The sequence below is a fragment of the Flaviramulus multivorans genome, from assembly GCF_021728415.1.
Lineage (GTDB): Bacteria > Bacteroidota > Bacteroidia > Flavobacteriales > Flavobacteriaceae > Sabulilitoribacter > Sabulilitoribacter multivorans.
Genome location: NZ_JAKKDV010000005.1, coordinates 55,546 through 77,418 on the forward strand (window position 1 = coordinate 55,546; position 21,873 = coordinate 77,418).

The window sequence follows — 21,873 nt, forward strand, 5'->3', positions numbered from 1 at the left end:
TCTTAACAGCTTTATAACTAAACTACATACTTTTGTTATCAATTAGCGTTCCATTCACTTGGATTGCTGTTCCATTCGGATAGGGTTTGTAATTCTTTCTTAGAAATGTATTTAGTATCTAAAGCCTCTTCTAACAAACTTTGGTAATCACTTAAGGTATGCAAGGTTACGTTTTCCTTTTCAAAATTATCAGTAGCAACATCAAACCCATAGGTAAAAATAGCAACCATTCCTTTTACATTTATTCCCGCTTCTTTTAAAGCTTTTACGGCATTTAAACTGCTTTTTCCTGTGCTAATCAAATCTTCTACTACTACCACATTTTGTCCACTTTCAACAAATCCTTCAATTTGGTTTTTACGTCCATGACCTTTAGCATCAGGTCTCACATAAATAAATGGTAATCCTAAATATTCAGCAACCAATATGCCAATACCAATGGCTCCGGTAGCCACACCTGCAATAACATCTGGTTTTCCGTAGTGTTTTTCAATGTGTTTTCCCATAATTTCTCGAATGTAATTTCGAATGGGCGGGAAAGATAAAATAATACGATTGTCACAATAAATAGGTGATTTCCATCCTGACGCCCAAGTAAAAGGCTCTTTTGGGCTAAGTTTTATGGCATTTACTTGCAATAAAACTTCGGCTGTTTTTTTTGCGGTCTCTTTGTTAAAAATCATGAATGCAAAATTACACATTAATTTAATTTTACATAAGACTCACAGATGAATTAAAATATTTTTTTCAACAATGGTAAGTTTGAAAGTAAAAATGATATTTTTACGACATTGAAAATGATAATATACAAGATATGTATAAAGTTTTTGTTGGCGACAAACCAATAATTTTAACTACGGTAGTAGAAAAAGAAACCAACTTTAAAAATTATTTGCTTAATACAGCGAATGTTAGGAAAGTTATACGAAAACTTAATACAACATCCTTACAAGAGGCTAGGTTAATTCATAAAAATAAAGACAAACTTTTAAAAAAGTTTTTAAAAAAGCTTCCTAATGTAATAGCTGGTGGGGGTAAAGTTTATAATGAACAAGGTGATGTGTTATTTATTTACCGTAATGATAAATGGGACTTACCAAAGGGTAAAGTTGACGGAAGAGAAACCATCGAATATACAGCTTTACGAGAAGTAGCTGAAGAGACTGGTGTTGCAGGACTACAAATTACAAAGCCCTTAGAAACTACCTACCATATTTTTAAGCGTAACGGACGCTATAAAATTAAAATTACCTATTGGTTTGAAATGAAAACTAGTTTTAATGGTAATTTATACCCACAAATTGAGGAAGGCATAACAAAGGTGGAATGGTTAAATAAAAACCAGATTAAAGAGGCACTTGAAAATTCTTATGCTAATATAAAGATGTTGGTTTAATGTTGTTACTTATTCCAAATTTTAAAGAGCCAATTTTTAGAATAGATTATTAGTTGAAAGACTTGTTTTTTTTAGTCTAAAACCCTATATATTGGATATTGCAAATGAGATTTTTCATAAAACTCGGTTTGTTTATGCAACCAGTCTAACTGTTCGTACCAATTGTCCGCAAATGTTTTATCATAAGACTTTTTTACATTAAAGGCAATTTGTAATCTTGGGTTAGCAAATAGTAATTCGGCTATTTTATCTTCCCAAACATAGGGTGAAAATTCTTCTTTTTGTTGTAAAATAGTGTCAAAAAAATTCCAATTAAAAAATGAATCAGGAGCTTGAGGTTCTAATGTTTCTAGCAAATATCGTAAAGCGTTTTGGTTGGTACTAATTAGGAAGTCACCCTTTAAAAACTGTATCGGTTTCTTTGTTGTTTCAACGGTTGTATTATAATGTTGATAATGCCCTTCGTAAGGCATTTGTCTTGTTTTGTAATCTGCTATTTTACAAGACTCAACAGTGATGGTTGTGTCCTTCTTAAAACGTGTCATTTCCACTTGATTCAGTTTTAATAAGTCAATTACATTAAACCAACCCTGAGGTATTATATAAGCTTTAGGGATTTCAACTTCTATAATAGGTGTAAAATAATTTTGATAAGCAACTTCTTTCTCAAACGGTTTTGCTCTATCGTATTTCAATCTGTCAAATCCTGTAACACTACTTTTTACAATAGTACCTTCAAATCCTTTGAAATTTAAAGCAGTAGTTCTATTAGTATCCACCGTCCAATCTAAAGAATAGGTTTCTTTATTTCGAATTTCAGACATAGCATTTTTTCTCAATCTCGAAATTTCTTCACCATGTTCTTCAGTAATTTCAATCATGCTTTTCATAAGCTCATAGGTGCCTTCAACACGTTGTTTATAGGGTTTTAGCATATGAGTTTCAACCATCATTCCAAGGGTATTGAATAATGTGGTATAACCCGTAGAGTACCTTGGGTAATCCATAAATTGTGAAAATCCTTTTTCTGGAACTTGATTAAAAACATTTACATAAGGAGTGATATCCCAGTTTTTATCTGCTAATTTTTTTTCTAATTGAGGCATCATTTTAGAATGCATAAATGATCCCAAACTGCCACCCATTTTATTGTGTTGCGTAAACAAATGCGTAAGCGTGTATTGGTAATCAGCACCGTTGCTTACATGATTATCAATAAAAACATCGGGTTTTATTAAATGAAAAATTTCAGTAAATGTTTTGGCATTTTTTGTGTCGCACTTTATAAAATCGCGGTTTAAATCATAATTTCTTGCATTACCTCTAAAACCATAATTCTTTGGACCGTTTTGGTTGGTGCGCGTCGTTGAATTTCTATTTAAACTACCACCCACATTATATATAGGAATAGTCACTAAAACCGTGTTTTTTGGAACTTCAATGTTGCCTTGTGCAATATCTCTAAACAGCATCATGGTGGCATCAATACCTTCCGATTCTCCAGGGTGAATGCCATTATTTATGAAAAGAATACGTTTGTTTTTTCTGATTTCTGAAAAATTAAATTCACTATCTGGATTTAAAATAACAAGGTGTAAAGGTTTCCCAGAATCAGTTTCGCCAATTGAATCTATTGAAATTTGAGAGTACGTTTCGGCTAAATTCTTATAGAATTGAATTGTTTGTTGGTAGGTAGCTGTTTCTAAACCATTCGTTTTTTCAAAATGAGTTTCAAAATCGTAAAAAGGTTTTTTATTCGAGGTGTTACAAGCAACCACAAAAACGAACAGATAAAGAATTCTTTTCATGAGTATAAAATATTTGATAAATCTACAATTTCTCAAGAAATTATCATTTGTCTAGGCTCAACTTAAATAAAATCATTAATTTTAGAGTTGAAGCTTAAATTGCTGTTTCGGGTTAATATCTTTGAAGTTGTTTATAATTAGTTGAATCTCTCTCAAAAAGATTTTATATGAAAAGTTATAAACTGTCATTCGCTACTGTTTTAATTTTAAAAAATAACTTAGCTGAAGTTATTGTTGATGATGGTATAGAAATGAATACAACCCACGCTAAAGAATACCTTAATTTCTTATCTAACAATCTTGAAGCTCCTTATTCTTTAATCATAAATAGAAAGCATTCTTACACTTATACATTTGAAGCACAAAAGTTAATTGTAAACAATCCTAAAGTTAGAAATTTGGCGGTTGTTGTTGCTAGTAGTAGCGGATTGATGGCTTCAAAATCCATATTAAACTTAAATAAAGATAACGGTTGGAATACAAAATTTTTTAGAACCAGAGAGGATGCCGTGTCTTGGATGAATAAAAAAGGACACAATCATTCTCAAACGATTTAGTATTATTAAGAGCATTTATATTTTATACTTCTTGTACATCTGTTTATTAACCGTAAATTTGCACCTTCAAAAAAGCTTATCATGACCGAATTTATAAGAAAGCGTGCAGCCAATGCTAAAGATGATATTTTAAGTGGAATTACCGTAGCTTTAGCTTTGGTTCCCGAAGCAGTAGCTTTTGCTTTTGTAGCTGGGGTAGATCCTTTAGTGGGCTTGTATGCAGCTTTCATGATTGGGTTGATAACCTCTATTTTTGGTGGTCGTCCAGGAATGATTAGCGGAGCTACCGGCGCGTTAGCTGTAGTGATGGTTAGCTTGGTGGCCGAAGGTAATGCCATGGGTACGGTAGGAGAGCAACTAGGGCTGTATTATTTATTTGCCACTGTAATTTTAATGGGAATTATACAAATGTTAGCGGGTGTTTTAAAACTTGGTAAGTTTGTTAGACTGATTCCGCATCCGGTAATGATGGGGTTTGTAAACGGGTTGGCCATTGTAATTTTTCTATCGCAATTAGGAATGTTTAAAAATGCAGATGGTGATTGGTTTACAGGAACACAACTATGGATAATGCTTGGCTTGGTAGTATTAACCATGGCAATTATGTTTGGGTTGCCAAAACTTACAAAAAAGTTACCCGAAGCTTTAATAGCTATTTTAGTGGTTTCTGCAATAGTTATCTTTGGAAACTTAGATGTTGCAACCGTTGGAAGTTTTATTCGTGATGGCGGTGGAGAAGGTTTAAAAGGTGGGTTGCCACAATTTCAAACCGATATTTTTAGTAAAGTGCCTTTTAATTTTGAAACTTTAAAGTTCATTGGTCCATATGCATTAATATTGGCCGCTATTGGTTTGATTGAGTCGTTAATGACACTTAATTTAATTGACGAATTAACCGAAACACGTGGAAACACCAACAAAGAATGTATGGCTCAAGGTGGTGCAAACATTGTTACAGGACTCTTTGGAGGTATGGGTGGTTGCGCCATGATTGGACAATCATTAATTAATATAAAATCTGGTGGTCGCACACGTTTATCGGGTATTGTGGCAGCAGTTTTATTATTAATTTTTATTCTTTTCGCATCATCTTATATTGAACAAATTCCTATTGCAGCCTTAGTCGGTGTAATGTTTATGGTTGTTATCGGAACCTTTGCATGGAGTAGTTTCAGGATTTTAAATAAAATACCCCTTAGTGATGTTATAGTTTTAGTATCGGTGTCCGCACTAACTGTTATTTTCGATTTGGCAATTGCTGTTGTTGCAGGTGTTATTATAAGTGCCTTGGTATTCTCTTGGGAAAATGCAAAGCGGATCCGTGCGCGTAAACGTATGAGAGAAGATGGCACTAAAGTTTACGAAATTTGGGGACCTCTATTTTTTGGGTCCATAATTGCTTTTAACGATAAATTTGATGTAAAAAATGACCCAGATAAGGTTGAAATAGATTTTATCGAGTCTCGAATAAGCGATCATTCTGCTCTAGAAGCTATTTTTAATTTAGTGAATAAATACGAAGAAGCTGGTAAACAAATTAGACTAAAGCATTTAAGTGAAGATTGTAAAATACTCCTTTATAAAGCAAGCCCTAAATTTAGGGAAGTGATTGTTGAAGATATTGACGATCCACGCTATCATTTAGCCGAAAACCCTGAGGCATTCACTAAAGGGCTTTCAGAGTATAAATTTTAATTTTGTTAAAGTTGGATAGGTTTTTTTAAATTGAGTTATTTAACTCTAACACTATCAGGAACCAGTTTCGTATAATCACCACTATTTCTAATCACATCACGCACAATAGAGGATGCAATATAGGACGTGCGAGCGGAGGTTAGCAGAAAAACGGTTTCAATAGGAGCAAGGTCTCTGTTGGTATGTGCAATGGCTTTTTCAAACTCAAAATCTGCAGGATTCCTTAGGCCTCTTAAAATAAAACCAACATCAATTTTTTTGCAAAAATCTACGGTTAAGCCTTTATATGTTACTACTTTTATTTTGGGCTCATCTGCAAAAGCTTCTTCAATAAACTTCTTGCGCTCTTCAAGCGAGAACATGTATTTTTTATCGGCATTAACCCCAATAGCAACAATAACTTCATCAAAAAGAGTGACCCCGCGTTTTATAATATCGTAGTGACCAAGTGTTAAGGGATCAAAAGACCCTGGAAATAATGCACGTTTCATAATTTAAAATTACAATATTTATTTCAAAGCCTCATCAATGGCGCTATCAAATAATTCACTTAGGGTTAAACCTGCAGCAGCAGCTTGTTGGGGTAATATACTTTCTCTGGTTAATCCAGGTACAGTGTTTACTTCAAGTAAATGTGGTTCACCATCTTTAAAAATGTATTCACTTCGACTGAACCCAGTCATTTTTAAAACGTTGTAAACTTGTTTTGCCAATATGTTAACTTTATTCTCTTGATCTTTGGTTAATCGAGCTGGTGTTATCTCTTGTGACTTTCCTAAATATTTGGCTTCGTAATCAAAAAAATCATTTTCACTTACAATTTCTGTAATTGGCAATACTTTGGTTTTACTTTTATAAGTAATAACACCCACTGAAACTTCAGTACCATCTAAAAATGATTCTATTATAATTTCATCATCTTCTTTAAAAGCCACATCTATGGCATTTTGTAAATCTTCTTTTTTATGCACTTTGGTTACACCAAAACTGCTACCAGCTTTATTGGCCTTAACAAAACAGGGCAGTCCTACTTTGTTTATAATAGCATCTTTATCAACCGTATCACCTAAATTTAAGTAATAGGATTCAGCAGTTTTTATGCCATAGGGTTTCAACACGCTTAAACAATCTCTCTTATTAAAGGTTAAACTTGCTTGGTACATGTTACAGCTAGTGTGCGGTATGTTAAGTAACTCAAAATACCCTTGCATAAAACCATCTTCTCCAGGCGACCCATGTATAGCGTTAAATACACAATCAAATGTAATTTTCGAATTATTTACTGTTGCCGAGAAATCATTTTTATCAATTGGGAATTCTTTATCATTAGCATCTACATAAACCCATTTATTTTTGAAAATATGAATACGATATGCGTTATATTTTGAGGCATCAAGCGTTTCGTAAACAACGTTTCCGCTCTTTAAAGAAATTTGATATTCGCTGGAATATCCTCCCATAATTATGGCTATATTTTTTTTCATTAAAAATGAATTAAGTAAATATCAATCTAAAACCAACAATAAAACGTATCTATAATTAGTTAAGCTAAAATATCATATAAATTGCAAAAGAAAAAACAGTTCTGTTTTTATATATTTGCCTAATTGAAAATTCTTTACATGAGCATTATTAAATTTCTATCCAGTAAAACCTTTTTAAAACAAATTTTATTGGCAATTGCGGCAATAGTTGTGCTATGTTTTATCTTTTTAAGGTGGTTAAACATGACCACTAATCACGGAGATTTTGAAACCGTTCCTGATTTAAAAGGGAAATCTATTAATGTTGCTCAAGTAGAATTGGAGGATAATAATTTAGTGATGCAAATTCAAGATTCGGCTAATTACAATCCAGATTATCCCAAGTTTTCAGTTATCGAGCAAGACCCTGTTGCTGGGGCAAAAGTTAAAGAAGACCGAAAAATATACATTACTTTAAATCCCTCAGGTTATAGAAAAATAAGGGTTCCCGATGGATTGATTGATAAAACCTACCGTCAAGTAAAACCAACGCTTGAAGCTTTAGGTTTTAAAGTAGGGAAAATAACCTATGTTGATAATATTGGAAAAGACATGGTTTTAAAGTTATCACATCAAGGAACTACAATAGAATCTGGCGACAAATTACCTAAAACGTCTGTAATAGACTTGGTTCTAGGAAATGGTAACAGACCCTAACAATGGAAGACAATACACAGCAATTTCCAGATGAAGAAAGCGACCTTTATGAACATTATGCGTTTACAGTAGAGAAAGGCCAAACACCACTTCGAATAGATAAATATTTGATGAATTTTGTTGAAAATGCTACTCGAAACAAAATTCAGGCAGCTGCGAAAAACGGAAGTATTTTTGTTAATGGTGTTACCGTTAAATCAAATTACAAAGTAAAACCTCTTGATAATATTCGTGTACTTTTTACGCATCCTCCATATGAAAACTTATTAATTGGAGAGGATATTGATATAGATGTAGTGTATGAAGATGACACGCTTTTAGTGGTGAATAAACCTGCCGGTATGGTGGTACACCCTGGTCATGGAAACTATTCAGGAACTTTAATAAATGCATTAATTCATCGGTTTGATAATTTACCGAACAACTCCAGTGAACGACCTGGTTTGGTACACAGAATTGATAAGGATACAAGCGGACTTTTAGTGATTGCAAAAACCGAACATGCTATGGCAGAGTTATCATTACAATTTGCCGAAAAAACCAGTGAACGCGAGTATGTAGCTTTAGTTTGGGGAAATATAGAAGAGGACGAAGGCACTATTGAAGGTAATATTGGGCGTCATCCAAAAAACCGATTGCAAAACACGGTGTTTCTAGATGATGATGCAGAAAAAGGCAAACCAGCTGTTACCCATTATAAAGTTTTAGAACGTTTGGGTTATGTAACGCTAGTTTCATGTAAATTAGAAACTGGGCGTACACACCAAATTCGAGTACATATGAAACATATTGGGCATACATTGTTTAATGATGAGCGCTATGGTGGTGATAAAATATTAAAAGGAACCACGTTTACAAAATACAAGCAATTTGTAGAAAATTGTTTTAAGGTATTACCAAGACAAGCATTACATGCTAAAACATTAGGGTTTAAACATCCTAAAACAGGTGAGTTTTTAAGGTTTGATACACCAATTCCAGAGGATATGCTACAGTGTATTGAAAAGTGGAAAATTTATTCGAAACATCAAGAGTTAGAGTAAATACTTAATAGGTATTGAATGCTAACGAAATAGGTAAAGTAATCCTTTTTTAAAAGTTATTTTTTAGCACAATATTTTAATCCAAAGTCTTTGAAAAAGAGGTAGAATATTAGTTGTATCTTCAATAACTAAAATATGATTTTAGAAGATTGTTTTATGATGCACTAACAACACCAAGTGTGTAAAGTTGCTCCATGGTAGGTGTTTCACTTCCACCAGCTGGCTCTAATGTAATACCAAAGGCTTCACTTTCGTTGGCATTTTCAATTTCAAAAATCTTATTAGTGTCGGTAACAAAATCATCAATAGTTCCTAAACTTGTTGGTGTAAGTGGACTCAATTTCAAAGACCAAACTTGGTATACTTTTCCTTCTGGAGGTTCTGGCAGTCCTTGTGCATCTAAGAAAATACGATTAGAATTCTTATCCCAATATACTCGCGCATAAGTACTTTCAAAATTACCTTGACCCGCCAATGGCACTTTTATAATATTATCATCACGTAAAACAGATATTAGAGTATTGGCTTCTTCCAAACTATTTTTAGCATTTTCAATTTGAGTTTCTAATAACTCTTGCTGTGTTTCGGCAATTTGAACATCAGATTTTAATGTGTTATTCTGATTAATTGTCCATAACAATCCAAGTCCTAAAACAATGGATGCTGCCCATCCTGTGTAAGTCAACCAGTTATATTTAGTTTTCGCTATGGAGATAACTTTAGTTTCATCTTCACTAAAGCCTAATTTGTTTTTTATATTTTGGAAAGTATCGATATTTGTTTTTTGTGATACCGAAGCAGTTAATTTTACTATAGAACCTTCAATTTCTAAAACTTCTTTGCGTATTTCAGGATATTGTTGCATCAAATCATACACTTCCTTATTTTCTTTTTCAGAAAGTGCCCCAGCTACGTACAGCTCTAAAATTCCAGATTCTATGTAGGCTTTAATATCCATTTTAATTTAACACCAATTTTCTTAACTCACTTATACAATTTCTGTTCCTAGTTTTTATTGTACCAATAGGCATATTTAGTTCTTCAGATGCTTCTACCTGAGTATATCCTTTAAAGTATAAAAGTTCAATAACTGCTTTACATTTTTCAGCAAGTTTACTAACAAACTTTTTTATACCAATGGCGTCGGTTGAATTATCCAAACTTTCACTAGTTTCAAGTATATCTACGAAAAAATCTGAATTAAGGTTTTGTTTTGTTTTTTTGAAGGCCTTTGAGCGCGTTTTATCTATAGCTGCATTTCGCGCAATATTTAAAATCCACGTAAAAAAACGTCCTTTTTCAGCTGAGTAATTACTAGCATTATGCCATGCTTTTATAAAAACATCTTGCATCACTTCTTCAGCTATATCATTATCTCGTACAATATTGAATATAACTCCCTGCATACTTTCACGATACATGTTGTATAGTGATTCGAAAGCTTTTTCATCTTTCTGTTTAAATTTTTCTACGAGAGCTTCTAATTGCATTTAATAAAATTATTTGTCGAAAATAACGAATATAAAATATAAAAGCTACAAAATTTTGTAGCTTTTATATTTAGTTTTTTTTGGAGATTACTCAATAATGCCTGCGCAACTAACTCTTCCACCGGCATCGCCAGTTGGTTGGGTTGTAAAATCGTCCACTCCAGCATGTACAATGATGCCTTTTCCAATAATGTTTTTGGTATCATCATCACAACCGATGCACCATGCATCTGTAGAAAACTCGACCGTAGCATTACCATTTTCATCAGCAGTAAAATTACCTATATCACCTTTGTGGTATCCTGTTTCTGCGCCCCATTTTCCATGTGGTTGCGCAGTAGGGTTCCAATGGCCTCCAGTTGATGTTCCATCAGGAGATGAGCAATCCGAAGATGCATGAATATGAATAGCATGAACTCCAGGTTCTGCACCAGTTATTGATGCTACCATGTTTACAGTACCGTTTTCTTCAGTAAAAACAACACTTCCACTTACATTGCTATCACTTTTAGGGCTCAATCCAACAGTAAGGGTTTTGGAAATATTAGTTTCAACTTCTATAATTTCATTTTCAACAACTTCAGTGTCTTTTTTATTTTGTTTACATGCCACAACACTTAAAGCTAAGGCTAGTAAAAGAAGACTTATTTTTTTCATTTTTCTTTTATTTTTTGATTTATCCGAAAGTTAAGAGAATAATATACCAATTGCAAATATTAGACATGACATATATCATATTTTTAGATTTTATAATCATATAATTTTGAATTATAAATGTAAGGTATGTTAAATTCTTTAGTAAATAAATACAATGTAGCGGGTCCTCGCTATACAAGTTATCCAACGGTTCCCTATTGGAATCAAGATATGTTTTCATTAAAAAAGTGGAAATCTTCTTTAATAGAATCATTTAAGGAAAGTAATAGTAAGGAAGGAATAAGCATATATATACATTTACCTTTTTGTGAAAGCATGTGTACTTTTTGTGGATGCCATAAACGCATTACTAAACAACATAGTGTTGAAAACCCATATATTAAAGCTGTTTTAAAGGAATGGAATTTATACCTTAAACTATTTAACGAGCGTCCTATTATTAAAGAATTACATCTTGGAGGTGGAACACCTACGTTTTTTAGCCCTGAAAATTTAAAATATCTTATTTCTGAAATTTTAAGGACTTCGAGTTTAGCCGAAAATTATGAATTCAGCTTTGAAGGACACCCAAATAATACCACAAAAGAACATTTAAAAGCCCTTTACGATGTAGGATTTAGGCGGGTAAGTTATGGTGTGCAAGATTATAATGAAACTGTACAAAAAGCTATAAATAGAGTACAACCTTATGAAAATGTAAAACGAGCCACTGATATAGCTCGAGACATTGGATATACCTCTGTAGGGCATGATATTATTTTTGGTTTACCGTTTCAAACATTAGACCACATTAAAGATACCATTTTAAAAACCAAAGCATTACTCCCAGATAGGTTGGCATTTTACAGTTATGCCCATGTGCCGTGGATAAAAGGAAATGGCCAGCGAGGTTTTAGAGATGAAGATTTACCTACACCTCAATTAAAACGAGAGCAATATCAAATAGGGAAACAACTTTTATCTGAAGTAGGATATGTTGAGGTTGGGATGGATCATTTTGCACTTCCTACAGATACCTTGTATCAATCTATGGCTGAAGGGAATTTACATAGAAATTTTATGGGTTATACCGCCTCAAAAACTCAGCTAATGGTTGGGTTAGGTGTCTCCGCAATTAGTGATTCTTGGTATGGTTTTGCTCAAAATGAAAAAGGTATTGAGGCTTATTATCATTTATTAAATGAGAATATTTTACCTGTTTTTAGAGGGTATATATTAAATAATGAGGATTTAATCATACGCAAGCATATTCTTAATTTGATGTGTCGCTTTAAAACCTCATGGACAGATAGAAGCCTTTATTTTAAAGAACTACCCGAGGTGTTAATTCGATTGGAGGAGATGAAAAAAGATGGTTTACTCAATATAAACCCTAATAGTATTGAAGTAAGTAAAAAAGGTCAGCCCTTTGTTAGAAATATTTGTATGGCTTTTGATTTGTTATTGCAACGAAAACAGCCCCATACCCAATTGTTTTCAATGACTATTTAACTGAGGAAATCCGAAAGTCATTTTAGTAAAGGGCATATTAATTATTCTCATAAAAGAGAGAATCTAAAACCTAGAAATCATGAAAAAAATTATTGTACCAGTAGATTTTAGTGAACACTCTGAATATGCATTAAAGACGGCTGCTAAACTTGCCAAAAAATATGATGCCGAGGTTTTGGCTTTACATATGTTGGAAATGTCCGAATTAGTGCTAACCGCTTCAGAAGGACTTCAATATGAAAAAGCAAGTTTTTTTATTAAACTATCAGAAAAGAAATTCGAAACCTTTTTAAATAAACCGTATTTAAAGGATATTAAAATCACTCCAATTATTAAACACTTTAAGGTGTTCAGCGAAGTTGATGAGGTTGCTAAAAAACATGATGCTAACCTCATAATAATGGGCTCTCATGGAACAAGTGGTATCAAAGAGCTTCTTATTGGGTCTAATACAGAACGTGTTGTTAGGAGTTCAGAAATTCCTGTTTTGGTTGTTAAAAACAAAAATATAGATGTGAATTTTGAAACGGTTGTGTTCGCTTGTGATTTTTTAGAAGAGTCTATTAAACCTTATATAAATGCTGTAAAAATGTTTGATAGTTTAAATGCGAAAATACATTTTGTTTATGTTAACTTACCCAACGAACGTTTTCAAAGTTCTTTAGAAATCGAAAGAAAAGTGGTGAATTTTTTTACCAAAGCTGAGGGTAATTTAGATAAAATGAGTGATGTGCATTATGTTTCAGATTATACAGTTGAGGAAGGGATTTTGAATTTTTCTAATAAAATGGGTGCTGATTTAATTGCAATGCCTACCCATGGGAAAAAAGGGTTAGCTCACTTTTTTCACGGTAGTGTTGGTGAAGATGTTGCTAATCATGCCACTTTACCGGTTATGACATTCAAGATTTAACATTTAGAAAATGCCTTAGTGAATGTTATTCAATAGGCGGTGCTAAAGCATTAAATAAAATGGCTTTGGTATTGAAAAAATCGTTTTCTAGTTCTATTGCTTTTAATTTAGCTTCTATAAGTTTAGACTCTCTAGAATTAACTAAAAACAACGAGCTTTCACCTAAGAGGAATTTGCGTTCCTCTGCTTTTAGCATTGTGTCATAGTCATTAACAATTACTCTAAGAAAATTATTCTGAGATGCAAAGGATTCTAGCTCTTGGCTTATTGCATTAATTTTATTTTTTAGAGAAACTTTGGTTGTTTGAATTTCAAATTGAGTATCCTGTATTTTGATTTTAGCCAATTTTAAATCACCACGTTCTTTTCTTAAAAAGAGTGGAAAGCTAATGCTTAAGCCACTTTTATAAGCAGATGTGCTAAATGATCTTGCTATTTCGGGTGTTTCAGACAAAAAATTATATTGTAAATCTACTTTTGGTAGCAAGTTATTGAGTTTTAATCGCCTTTCAATATTTAAACTTTGAAGTTTGTAATCTAACGATTGGAGTTTTGGATGATTAACAATATCCATATTTTCAAGGTTTAAATCGGAAGTATTTAACGTTGCGTCTATAATTTGGACAGTATTTACATCTGGAATCACATAATCATTAATTTCAATAGGTGTATCATCCTTAAGCCATAAATAATTTGATAGTTCTAATGACGATTTTATAAATTTTATTCTCGATTTTTCCAAATTAAGCTTTCTATCATTTAATGCAATACGAGCTTCAATAGTATCTATAGCAGACATTTCGCCAACTTCATAATTCTTTTTAATACCCTTAAATCGTATTTCGGCATTTATTAAAAAATCCTCATAAACGCGTTTTTCATTATAAGTTTTCAACCAATTAAAATAGGTTATTGTTGCTTCGTATAAAATGTTGTTTACTAGCAATTGTCTGTCTGCCTGTGCTTGATTCACATATAATTTGGATTGTCTAAGCATAGCCATTCGCTTATTTGTTAAAAAACCACGAGCTATAGAAACGGATACGCCCATACTGTATAAACCTTCATTGGGTAAGTTGGCTTCGGGGTTTAAGAAAACCCCATCATTCTCCTCAAAATTACCTTTGAATTCTACACCATACCAAGTGGGTATTTTGAAAGCGGCGTTTAGCTTATCATAATACTCCGTATTTTTAAACTTCTTCCTATCGTAATCAACTTCTAACTTAGGGTCGAAAGCGCCTCTAGCTTTTAAAAGTTCGGCTTCGCTTTCATTGATTAATAGATTAGCTTGTTTTACAATAGGATGAAATGTTTTTACATACCCTAAATACTCTGATAAGCTAATAACTGTTGTACTATCTTGGGCAATTACAGCTGTGCTAAAAAATAATATTATTTTTAAAAGAAATAGTCTCATTATCTCGTGTCTTTAAGGCTTGTTAGGTCGCTTTTTTGTGGTTGATAATAATTAGGCGGAAAACTATTTATTTGTCTCCACAACTCAAACCAGATAGGTACATCTTCAAGTAAAGCAATAGTGTAAGCTCCAGAGCCAACACGTATGGCTTTTGGCCATTCTTGTTCTGTTTCATCCGGGGCCAATAGAATTCTATATTTACCATTTGGACTAATAAAATTTTCAATTGCTACTATTTTAGCACCATAAGTACCATAGCTTACATTAGGCCACCCACTAAATACTATAGCAGGCCAACCATCAAATTGTACACGTACTTTTTCATTAATATGCATTAATGGTAAATCTATTGGGCGAATATAAGTTTCAACTGCTAAATCGTATTCTGGCATGATATTAACCAATTCTTCACCTTCTTTAAATGTGATTCCGACACCACCTCTTAGCACTTTATTAATATATCCACTCTGTGGAGCTGTAACATAAAGCAAACTATTTCTAACCTTATAGTTTGTGTAATCATTTTCTAATTTAGTAACCTGTGCTTCTGTATCATATTGGCTTGATTGCGCTGTGAACATATCACTCTGTGCTTTCGATATTTTATCAGCATACTCTTGGTTGATTCTTGAAAGCTCAATTTGAGCATTAATCACTTCATTTTTACTTGCCAAATATTTATTTTCTTGAGAAAGAAGTTTAGCCTGTGTTTCTTGAAGTTTTAAACGCTTTTCTTCCACATCTTTTACTGCTTTTAAGCCTTCATTTTGTAAAGTTTGAATTCGGTTAAACTGTGTTTCGGCAATTTTAATATTCGTTTTGGCAGCTTCAAAATCAATGCTATCACTCTGTACTTTTAAACGTGCTTGCATCAGCTTGTTTTTAGTTTGTTCTAACTTTAACTTTTGCTCGTTTCTTAAAGCTGATACTTGCCTATTTAGAGCCTCAACTTTTGCTTGATAAGCTCCAACGGACAATGTTTTAGATTGTATTTGATTATTAGTTCTTTCAACTAACTTATCGTCAAAATATTCGCTTTTAATTTCAGAAATTCTTAGTATGGTATCGCCAACTTTAACCGAATCTCCTTCTTTTACAAACCATTCTTCAATACGACCAGGTATTTGAGATTGTATGGTTTGCGGACGCTGATTGGGTTTTAGAGTTGTTACTATACCTTGTCCAGAAATGTTTTGGGTCCATGGTAAAAACAATATTAAAACTATGATAATTGCGGCCACTAACAAGAATTTGTTGAACAGCTTATAGTAGTTTTTATTAAAAATATCTTTTCCAGATTTGTAACCGGATAAATCTACTTTTTTGTTAACTGCGTTATGAGATATATTAAGCATGATTCATATTTTTAATTTCACCTTTTTCTAGTTCAATAGTTTGAGTACATTTCTTTTTCCAAATGTCGTTTCCACTAACCGCAATAAGTGCCCAAGGTCTATCTTTATGTGTTAAATAATCTATTATAGCATTTGTTTCATCGAAGTTAAAACGATCTAAAGCATCTTCTAAAATCAAAACTTTAGGTTTTTTTAAAATGGCTCGTGCCAAAATAATTTTTTTAGATACTGTATGCGACATTTGTTTACCGTCGGGATTTAAAATAGTTTGTAAGCCCTTTGGCTGTTCTTTTACAAATTCCATAAGTCCAACTTTAACCAATATCTCAAAAATGTCATTATCACTAATGTTAGGATTTCCAAATGTTAGATTTTCTTTTATAGTGCCTTCAAATGGTGATTCTTCGGTTAAGGATAGCCCAAGTTGCGAACGGTAATGGTTAAGGTTTAAACTATTAATTGTAAAGTTATTAATGTATATATATCCTGCAGTAGGTTCAGTAATACCAGAAATAAGTCGTAATAAGGTTGATTTTCCTGAACCACTTTCGCCAAGAATTAATATTCTACTTTTTGAAGTTATATTAAATGAAATGTTATATAAAATTGGTGAATCTCTGTCTGGGACTCTATATGAAACCTCGTTTAACTCGATAGTAATATCACCTTTAAATATCGGTTTTTCCCCTTCTTGTTCTTCCAGAGGTTTGTCTACAATTTGACCTATTTTTTCTATAGATGTAAGTACATCATAGAATGACTCTAAACCAAGTATCAATTTTTCGACAGAAGCGATAACTAATAAAATAATAATTTCAGCGGCAACAAACTGTCCAATGTTCATCTCTTGATTTAATACTAAAGCCCCACCAATTAATAATAAGCTGGCAGTAACAATTACTTTAAAACTTATCATTTGAATGAATTGAATCATTAAAATCCTAAAATGACTTTCCCTGGATTTTAGATAATCATTAACGAGCTCATCATTTTTGGTCATTCCTAATTTAGTACTTCCTGAAAGTTTAAAACTTATTACAGAACGTGCTATTTCTTGAATCCAATGCGCTACTAGGTATTTGTTTTTTGACTCTTTTAAACTTGTTTCGAGCCCTTTTTTTGCTGTAAACTTAAAAACTATGAAAATGAGCCCTAATAAAAGTATGCCGAATATTATAAAAAATGGATGGTAAAATGATAGGAGTATGAGGGCAAACAGAATTTGTAAAATAGCCGCAGGAACATCTATAAGAATTTTTGAAAGCCCTTTTTGAATAGTTAATGTGTCAAAAAAACGATTGGCTAATTCAGGCGGATAAAAGTTCCGAAGCTCAGACATTTTTATTTTTGGAAAGCGGTAACTTAATTCAAAAGAGGATCGAAAAAATATACGTTGTTGAATAGTTTCTATAATACGTAATTGCATAAGTTGTAAGGTTCCAGAAAAGGCAACACCGAGTGATACTAGTACGACTAAAACAATCCAAGATGTTGATATTTGGGCTCCTTGAATTAAATTTATAATAGCTTGAATTCCTAGAGGTAATGATAGTGCCACAATTCCAGCAAAAATTGCATAATAGAATATTTGTAAAATATCTCTTTTTTCTAGTTGTAATAAGCCAATAAAACGTTGCCAAGGTGACAATTGTTGATTTATCATATATTAAAATTTAAGTGCGTTTTGTGTTAAGTTTATATAAAAATCGGAAGGAGAAATGTCTTCATTACAATCTGTAATTGAGGTAAAGTGGTCTTTTAAGAAATGCTGATGCAAACTACCTTCTATAATAGTACTTGCCAAACTTAAAGCGTATGTGTAATCAGGCCTTGTTTCATTTATTATAGAGCTTAGTCTTTGAACAACGCGCTTATAAATTACAAAATATCCATCTTTGTTTTCTTGATCTACTTCTTTAGTTAAAAAGGATTTGGAGTTTTCATTTATAATAATTTGATTTAATAAAACCTCATTAATATGGGTGAAATTTGAATCTTCAATCGTAGTTCTAGAAACAATTTCTATAGCTTTTATAAGCTTTTCTTTTTTGTCTGAAATACTATGGGTTTCAAAAACCAGTTGGTACTCAATCCAAGCCCAATACCATGATGATAAATATAAAAGTAACTTGTGTTTACTTTCAAAATAACGATAAATTGAACTTTCGTTTGAACCAATTAAACTCCCAAGCTTTTTAAATGTAAAAGCATCAAAACCTATATCGTTAATTAAAACAATGCTTTGTTCTATTATACGTTTTCCTAATGTGGAAGACTCAGGATCTTTGACGTAAATTTTTTCTGGAACAGCAATCTTTAAGTTTGATAGTAAATTTTTCATTTTTAATCAATTAAAGCGCAAATATAATAGTATTACTATTAAAAATGAAAATAAAACTATTATTTTCATGAAAAAATTGAGTTTTTAAGATTTTATAAAGAAAATATTAGCTGCAAGTGCTTTAAACACCGGGTTAGCGGTATGTTACGTGTTTTGAGAATAATTTGAAAAATAAGAAAATATTCTAATTGAGATTAAGGTGATGTTTTATTAATAAGTCGACATAAATTAATTTTTACGTCTCATTTTACCTGTCATTTCTTTAATATTAATTTGAAAAATTATGGGAATATCGTCTTTATCAATTTTTGCAGAAAATTCACTAATAAAGTTTAAATCTTTACGTTCTTTTTTCATAACGATGTCTTTTATACCTAATGAAAATTCATGAAGCATAGCTCTGGCAGTACTTCCTTCTAATTCTTCATATTTACCATGCACAACCACAGACTGCCAATGGTTAATTGTATCTATTTCTGCAACCTCCAATGCAACATCCGGATGCATTCTCATGGCATTAATTTTATGTCCTTCTCCAGAGTAACAGATAATTTTGTTATTACTATAATAGTAGGTAATTGGAATTAAAAATGGCGCATTGCCATATATGTAGGCTAAATGCCCAACGTAATTATGCTTAAGAATAAATTCGCATTCTTTTTTCTCTAGATTTTGTATCATGACTATTTCTTTTAAATGTTTGTTATCCTAAAATAGTAATTGCGCTTCACAATTATTATGATAAATGTCAGTATCATTACTAATGACATTCCATCGTACTTGTTGCTATTTCAAGTATTGGAGCAGGAGATAGGTAAGGAATACCAAGACCTAAACCACGCAGAATAAATAAGGCACCAATAATAACCACAAATACAGGAATAACTTTCTGTATTTTTTGGCGTATAGATCCTTTTAAAATACCACTTAAATAAACAGCTGTTGTCGTTAAAGGAATAGTTCCTAAACCAAAAACTACCATGTACAAACTGCTGCTTAAAGTATTTCCTGTAGCAATGGCTGCAAAAACAGCCATATAAACTAAACCACAAGGTAAAAAACCATTTAAAAAGCCTATGGTTAAAAAAGTATCGGTTGTTTTTTTCTTTAAAGCTACTCCTAAAGCAGACTTAACTTTAAAAATGCCTTTATAAATGGGCTTTGAAGCATTATATTTATTAAAGGTTTTTTGAGGAATTAAAACAACTAAAACCATTAATACTCCGATAACAATAGATAATTGTTGTTGAAACCCGAAAAGCGTTAAACTCTTTCCTATAAGACCAAAAAGTAACCCAATAATAGAATATGCTAATAGTCTACCAATATTATAAATAGTAATTTGAAACACTTTTTTATAAGCATTTGTTCTATCAACAGGTAGCATAAAGACAATGGGTCCGCACATACCGATACAGTGAAAACTACCTAATATACCTAAAACAAATGCCGAAATAAGCATGCTCAATAATTTATAGATTCTTTAAACAAATATGATTGATTGTTATATTGCCAATCAATTTTTATGTTCCATCGACCATCTACCAAACGATTGTCAGGTATGAGCAAATATGGTTTAGATAATGAAAGTGGAGTTTCAAAATCTAACTGTTTGTTAGATGGTCTGTATAGAAACATATGTCCGGTAATTTTTTTAAAATCAACGTTGCTAGGAAAATAAATAACCAAGCCTTCAGGTATGCGTTTGTACGTTATATTTTCACTAAGGGTATTAGCATTTTTAAGCTTATCAATATCGTTTTGGTATTGTAATTCTTCAGCATAATAATCCTCCACAACTAAATCATGATTATATTTATCATTTACATTCATTGTAATAATAAAATACATTATAAAGCTTATAAACCCTATAAAAGCCAGAACAATTCCAGTACCCCAATTAATTTTCATAATTTTTGTTTTTATGGCATTACCCTTTAGGGTCGGGCTTTTCGCTATATCTTTTTATGTGTTCTCGATACAATGCTTAGCATCACTAGAACTGACATAAAAAAGGATGCCGCTTCAATCCCTAATGCCTTATCTATAACTTCTCGGTCCTAAAAAATTGGCCGTAGTCGTTTCTATAAGTTTATCACCCTGATAAACTCCAATTTTAATGTTATTTCTGTCACCTGTTAAGGCCGCGTTATTAATTTCAATAAAAATAGTCCCTTCAGCAATGCTTTGACTAGGTACTACAAAACTATTGCTAGTAGATACCAACTTAAGTTCTCCTTTATGCGATATTAATTTTAAACTCACATTATCAATATCACTGGTTGTTTTATTAACCAATTTATAGGTATAAACATTACTGATAATGTTATTATCTTTATGCTCATAAAGTTGCCCAGGTAATCTTAAAATTCTTGCTTCAACGTCATTTCTTAAAAACAACATACCCGATAATAAACCAGTCAGTATTACTAACACTGCTATATACCCTTTTATCCGTCCCGTTAATTTAAAAGGAAGTTTCTTTTCAATATTATCTTCACTGGCATATCTAATAAGCCCTTTAGGTAAATTAATACTCTCCATAATGTGGTCGCACTCATCTATACAAGCCGTACAATTAACACATTCTAGTTGTGTACCATTTCTAATATCTATACCTGTTGGACAAACGTGTACACATTGTAAACAATCTATGCAATCGCCGTAACCAAGTTTATTTCTATCTTCATTTTTTCTAAATTTTTTTCTACCCTTGTCGCCTTCACCACGCTTATAATCGTAAGCAACAACCACCGATTTGTTATCTAATAAAACTCCTTGTAACCTTCCGTAAGGGCAAGCTATTATGCAAACTTGCTCTCTAAACCACGCAAATACAAAATAGAAAACTGCAGTAAAAATTAAAAGTGGGAAAAGTGTTCCTAAATGTTTAAATGGTCCGTCAATCACATATTGTAAAACCTTATCGCTTCCAATTAAATAGGCTAGAAATACATTGGCTATTAAAAAAGAAATGATTAAAAAAATAAACCATTTTATAAGACGTTTTCTTATTTTTTCTGAATCCCATTTTTGTCTGTCTAGTTTGCGTTGTTTGTTTCTGTCACCTTCTATCCAATATTCAATACGTCTAAAAACCATTTCCATAAAAATAGTTTGCGGGCAAATCCACCCACAAAATATTCTACCAAATGCTACTGTAAAAAGTGTAATAAAAACAACACCAATCAACATTGAAATAACAAACAAGTGAAAATCTTGTGGCCAAAAAGGAGCCCCGAATATATTAAAACGACGTTCCAATATATTGAACATTAAAAATTGGTTGCCATTTATTTTTATAAACGGGGATAAAAGAAAAAATGCTAATAAAAAAGAACTAACCCATTTTCTATACTTATAAAACCTTCCACTTGGTTTTTTTGGATACACCCAGGCACGTTTTCCATCTTCGGCGATAGTGCCAATAGAATCTCTGAATATTTCATTTTTTGGGGTTTCCATGTTTCTTTGTTAAAATATATCCTGTTCAGACTTTTGTTAGTTAAAATTGTCAAATGTTCCTG

The 21,873-nt window shown here is 32.2% G+C and carries 22 protein-coding genes; 7 read left to right on the top strand and 15 right to left on the bottom strand.

Annotated features, from left to right (window positions below):
- Positions 1-38 precede the first annotated feature (38 nt).
- Positions 39-683: an orotate phosphoribosyltransferase gene (gene pyrE, locus L3X39_RS11750; protein ID WP_237231982.1), complete on the bottom strand. Its 645-nt coding sequence runs from the start codon at positions 681-683 to the stop codon at positions 39-41.
- Positions 684-814: 131 nt separating this feature from the next.
- On the opposite strand from pyrE, the gene L3X39_RS11755 reads away from it, so the two are divergent.
- Entirely contained in the window at positions 815-1,396 is a 582-nt protein-coding gene (locus L3X39_RS11755; RefSeq protein WP_237231983.1) for an NUDIX hydrolase, read from the top strand.
- 71 nt (positions 1,397-1,467) lie between these two features.
- Here the strand turns inward: L3X39_RS11755 and L3X39_RS11760 are convergent, their stop codons facing one another.
- Positions 1,468-3,204 carry a M14 family metallopeptidase gene (locus L3X39_RS11760; RefSeq protein ID WP_237231984.1) on the bottom strand — a complete coding sequence of 579 codons (1,737 nt, stop codon included), beginning with the start codon at positions 3,202-3,204 and terminating at the stop codon, positions 1,468-1,470.
- A gap of 167 nt (positions 3,205-3,371) precedes the next feature.
- Here L3X39_RS11760 and L3X39_RS11765 point away from each other — a divergent pair, with 167 nt between their 5' ends.
- Complete coding sequence (locus L3X39_RS11765) at positions 3,372-3,761, top strand: hypothetical protein (RefSeq protein WP_237231985.1); 390 nt, start codon at positions 3,372-3,374, stop codon at positions 3,759-3,761.
- A gap of 81 nt (positions 3,762-3,842) precedes the next feature.
- The gene (locus L3X39_RS11770) at positions 3,843-5,456 is read left to right on the top strand and encodes a SulP family inorganic anion transporter (protein ID WP_237231986.1); all 1,614 of its coding nucleotides are present in this window, start codon (positions 3,843-3,845) and stop codon (positions 5,454-5,456) included.
- 35 nt (positions 5,457-5,491) lie between these two features.
- On the opposite strand, the gene coaD is transcribed toward L3X39_RS11770, so the two are convergent.
- Positions 5,492-5,947, bottom strand: coding sequence for a pantetheine-phosphate adenylyltransferase (coaD, locus tag L3X39_RS11775; protein WP_237231987.1), 456 nt, complete (start codon positions 5,945-5,947; stop codon positions 5,492-5,494).
- Positions 5,948-5,965: 18 nt separating this feature from the next.
- Positions 5,966-6,940, bottom strand: coding sequence for a D-alanine--D-alanine ligase (locus tag L3X39_RS11780; protein WP_237231989.1), 975 nt, complete (start codon positions 6,938-6,940; stop codon positions 5,966-5,968).
- A 243-nt stretch (positions 6,941-7,183) separates the two neighbouring features.
- Here L3X39_RS11780 and L3X39_RS11785 point away from each other — a divergent pair, with 243 nt between their 5' ends.
- Together L3X39_RS11785 and L3X39_RS11790 are read left to right on the top strand one after the other, a co-directional pair.
- Positions 7,184-7,636: a PASTA domain-containing protein gene (locus L3X39_RS11785; protein ID WP_369411660.1), complete on the top strand. Its 453-nt coding sequence runs from the start codon at positions 7,184-7,186 to the stop codon at positions 7,634-7,636.
- 2 nt (positions 7,637-7,638) lie between these two features.
- A complete protein-coding gene (locus tag L3X39_RS11790) occupies positions 7,639-8,679 on the top strand; it encodes an RluA family pseudouridine synthase (RefSeq protein WP_237231992.1) in 1,041 nt (346 codons plus the stop codon).
- Positions 8,680-8,833: 154 nt separating this feature from the next.
- Here L3X39_RS11790 and L3X39_RS11795 read toward each other — a convergent pair whose 3' ends face one another.
- From L3X39_RS11795 to L3X39_RS11805, 3 genes are all read right to left on the bottom strand, one after another.
- The gene (locus L3X39_RS11795; RefSeq protein ID WP_237231995.1) at positions 8,834-9,637 is read right to left on the bottom strand and encodes an anti-sigma factor; all 804 of its coding nucleotides are present in this window, start codon (positions 9,635-9,637) and stop codon (positions 8,834-8,836) included.
- Position 9,638: 1 nt separating this feature from the next.
- Positions 9,639-10,169, bottom strand: coding sequence for an RNA polymerase sigma factor (locus L3X39_RS11800; RefSeq protein WP_237231996.1), 531 nt, complete (start codon positions 10,167-10,169; stop codon positions 9,639-9,641).
- Positions 10,170-10,256: 87 nt separating this feature from the next.
- Positions 10,257-10,826: a superoxide dismutase family protein gene (locus L3X39_RS11805; protein ID WP_237231998.1), complete on the bottom strand. Its 570-nt coding sequence runs from the start codon at positions 10,824-10,826 to the stop codon at positions 10,257-10,259.
- Positions 10,827-10,952: 126 nt separating this feature from the next.
- Between L3X39_RS11805 and hemN the strand changes: the two genes are divergently transcribed.
- The gene (hemN, locus tag L3X39_RS11810; RefSeq protein ID WP_237231999.1) at positions 10,953-12,317 is read left to right on the top strand and encodes an oxygen-independent coproporphyrinogen III oxidase; all 1,365 of its coding nucleotides are present in this window, start codon (positions 10,953-10,955) and stop codon (positions 12,315-12,317) included.
- A gap of 79 nt (positions 12,318-12,396) precedes the next feature.
- Positions 12,397-13,230 (top strand): universal stress protein, encoded by an 834-nt coding sequence (locus L3X39_RS11815; RefSeq protein WP_237232000.1) that lies wholly within the window; start codon positions 12,397-12,399, stop codon positions 13,228-13,230.
- Between the two features lie 25 nt (positions 13,231-13,255).
- On the opposite strand, the gene L3X39_RS11820 is transcribed toward L3X39_RS11815, so the two are convergent.
- The 8 genes from L3X39_RS11820 to ccoG form a co-directional block, all read right to left on the bottom strand.
- A complete protein-coding gene (locus L3X39_RS11820; protein ID WP_237232001.1) occupies positions 13,256-14,650 on the bottom strand; it encodes a TolC family protein in 1,395 nt (464 codons plus the stop codon).
- Entirely contained in the window at positions 14,650-16,005 is a 1,356-nt protein-coding gene (locus L3X39_RS11825; protein WP_237232002.1) for an HlyD family secretion protein, read from the bottom strand. The genes L3X39_RS11820 and L3X39_RS11825 overlap by 1 nt, the downstream gene beginning before the upstream one ends.
- Positions 15,998-17,668: a peptidase domain-containing ABC transporter gene (locus L3X39_RS11830; RefSeq protein ID WP_237232004.1), complete on the bottom strand. Its 1,671-nt coding sequence runs from the start codon at positions 17,666-17,668 to the stop codon at positions 15,998-16,000. Before L3X39_RS11830 ends, L3X39_RS11825 begins: the two co-directional genes overlap by 8 nt.
- 3 nt (positions 17,669-17,671) lie before the next feature.
- Positions 17,672-18,346, bottom strand: a complete 675-nt coding sequence (locus L3X39_RS11835; RefSeq protein WP_237232006.1) for a TetR/AcrR family transcriptional regulator — start codon at positions 18,344-18,346, stop codon at positions 17,672-17,674.
- A gap of 228 nt (positions 18,347-18,574) precedes the next feature.
- Positions 18,575-19,027 carry a pyridoxamine 5'-phosphate oxidase family protein gene (locus L3X39_RS11840; RefSeq protein WP_237232007.1) on the bottom strand — a complete coding sequence of 151 codons (453 nt, stop codon included), beginning with the start codon at positions 19,025-19,027 and terminating at the stop codon, positions 18,575-18,577.
- A 79-nt stretch (positions 19,028-19,106) separates the two neighbouring features.
- Entirely contained in the window at positions 19,107-19,808 is a 702-nt protein-coding gene (locus L3X39_RS11845; RefSeq protein WP_237232008.1) for a sulfite exporter TauE/SafE family protein, read from the bottom strand.
- Between the two features lie 2 nt (positions 19,809-19,810).
- Positions 19,811-20,257 (bottom strand): FixH family protein, encoded by a 447-nt coding sequence (locus L3X39_RS11850; protein ID WP_237232009.1) that lies wholly within the window; start codon positions 20,255-20,257, stop codon positions 19,811-19,813.
- Positions 20,258-20,386: 129 nt separating this feature from the next.
- Positions 20,387-21,811, bottom strand: coding sequence for a cytochrome c oxidase accessory protein CcoG (gene ccoG, locus L3X39_RS11855; protein ID WP_237232010.1), 1,425 nt, complete (start codon positions 21,809-21,811; stop codon positions 20,387-20,389).
- Positions 21,812-21,873: the final 62 nt, after the last annotated feature.

Excerpts from the sequence above, each read along its gene's own strand:
- L3X39_RS11850 (WP_237232009.1), bottom strand. The coding sequence starts at position 20,257 with ATGAAAATTAATTGGGGTACTGGAATTGTTCTGGCTTTTATAGGGTTT.
- L3X39_RS11760 (WP_237231984.1), bottom strand. The coding sequence starts at position 3,204 with ATGAAAAGAATTCTTTATCTGTTCGTTTTTGTGGTTGCTTGTAACACC.
- hemN (WP_237231999.1), top strand. The coding sequence starts at position 10,953 with ATGTTAAATTCTTTAGTAAATAAATACAATGTAGCGGGTCCTCGCTAT.
- L3X39_RS11785 (WP_369411660.1), top strand. The coding sequence starts at position 7,184 with ATGACCACTAATCACGGAGATTTTGAAACCGTTCCTGATTTAAAAGGG.
- L3X39_RS11825 (WP_237232002.1), bottom strand. The coding sequence starts at position 16,005 with ATGCTTAATATATCTCATAACGCAGTTAACAAAAAAGTAGATTTATCC.
- L3X39_RS11805 (WP_237231998.1), bottom strand. The coding sequence starts at position 10,826 with ATGAAAAAAATAAGTCTTCTTTTACTAGCCTTAGCTTTAAGTGTTGTG.
- L3X39_RS11835 (WP_237232006.1), bottom strand. The coding sequence starts at position 18,346 with ATGAAAAATTTACTATCAAACTTAAAGATTGCTGTTCCAGAAAAAATT.
- L3X39_RS11815 (WP_237232000.1), top strand. The coding sequence starts at position 12,397 with ATGAAAAAAATTATTGTACCAGTAGATTTTAGTGAACACTCTGAATAT.
- L3X39_RS11845 (WP_237232008.1), bottom strand. The coding sequence starts at position 19,808 with ATGCTTATTTCGGCATTTGTTTTAGGTATATTAGGTAGTTTTCACTGT.
- L3X39_RS11780 (WP_237231989.1), bottom strand. The coding sequence starts at position 6,940 with ATGAAAAAAAATATAGCCATAATTATGGGAGGATATTCCAGCGAATAT.
- ccoG (WP_237232010.1), bottom strand. The coding sequence starts at position 21,811 with ATGGAAACCCCAAAAAATGAAATATTCAGAGATTCTATTGGCACTATC.
- L3X39_RS11790 (WP_237231992.1), top strand. The coding sequence starts at position 7,639 with ATGGAAGACAATACACAGCAATTTCCAGATGAAGAAAGCGACCTTTAT.
- L3X39_RS11795 (WP_237231995.1), bottom strand. The coding sequence starts at position 9,637 with ATGGATATTAAAGCCTACATAGAATCTGGAATTTTAGAGCTGTACGTA.
- L3X39_RS11755 (WP_237231983.1), top strand. The coding sequence starts at position 815 with ATGTATAAAGTTTTTGTTGGCGACAAACCAATAATTTTAACTACGGTA.
- L3X39_RS11800 (WP_237231996.1), bottom strand. The coding sequence starts at position 10,169 with ATGCAATTAGAAGCTCTCGTAGAAAAATTTAAACAGAAAGATGAAAAA.
- coaD (WP_237231987.1), bottom strand. The coding sequence starts at position 5,947 with ATGAAACGTGCATTATTTCCAGGGTCTTTTGATCCCTTAACACTTGGT.
- L3X39_RS11765 (WP_237231985.1), top strand. The coding sequence starts at position 3,372 with ATGAAAAGTTATAAACTGTCATTCGCTACTGTTTTAATTTTAAAAAAT.
- L3X39_RS11770 (WP_237231986.1), top strand. The coding sequence starts at position 3,843 with ATGACCGAATTTATAAGAAAGCGTGCAGCCAATGCTAAAGATGATATT.
- L3X39_RS11840 (WP_237232007.1), bottom strand. The coding sequence starts at position 19,027 with ATGATACAAAATCTAGAGAAAAAAGAATGCGAATTTATTCTTAAGCAT.
- L3X39_RS11820 (WP_237232001.1), bottom strand. The coding sequence starts at position 14,650 with ATGAGACTATTTCTTTTAAAAATAATATTATTTTTTAGCACAGCTGTA.
- L3X39_RS11830 (WP_237232004.1), bottom strand. The coding sequence starts at position 17,668 with ATGATAAATCAACAATTGTCACCTTGGCAACGTTTTATTGGCTTATTA.
- pyrE (WP_237231982.1), bottom strand. The coding sequence starts at position 683 with ATGATTTTTAACAAAGAGACCGCAAAAAAAACAGCCGAAGTTTTATTG.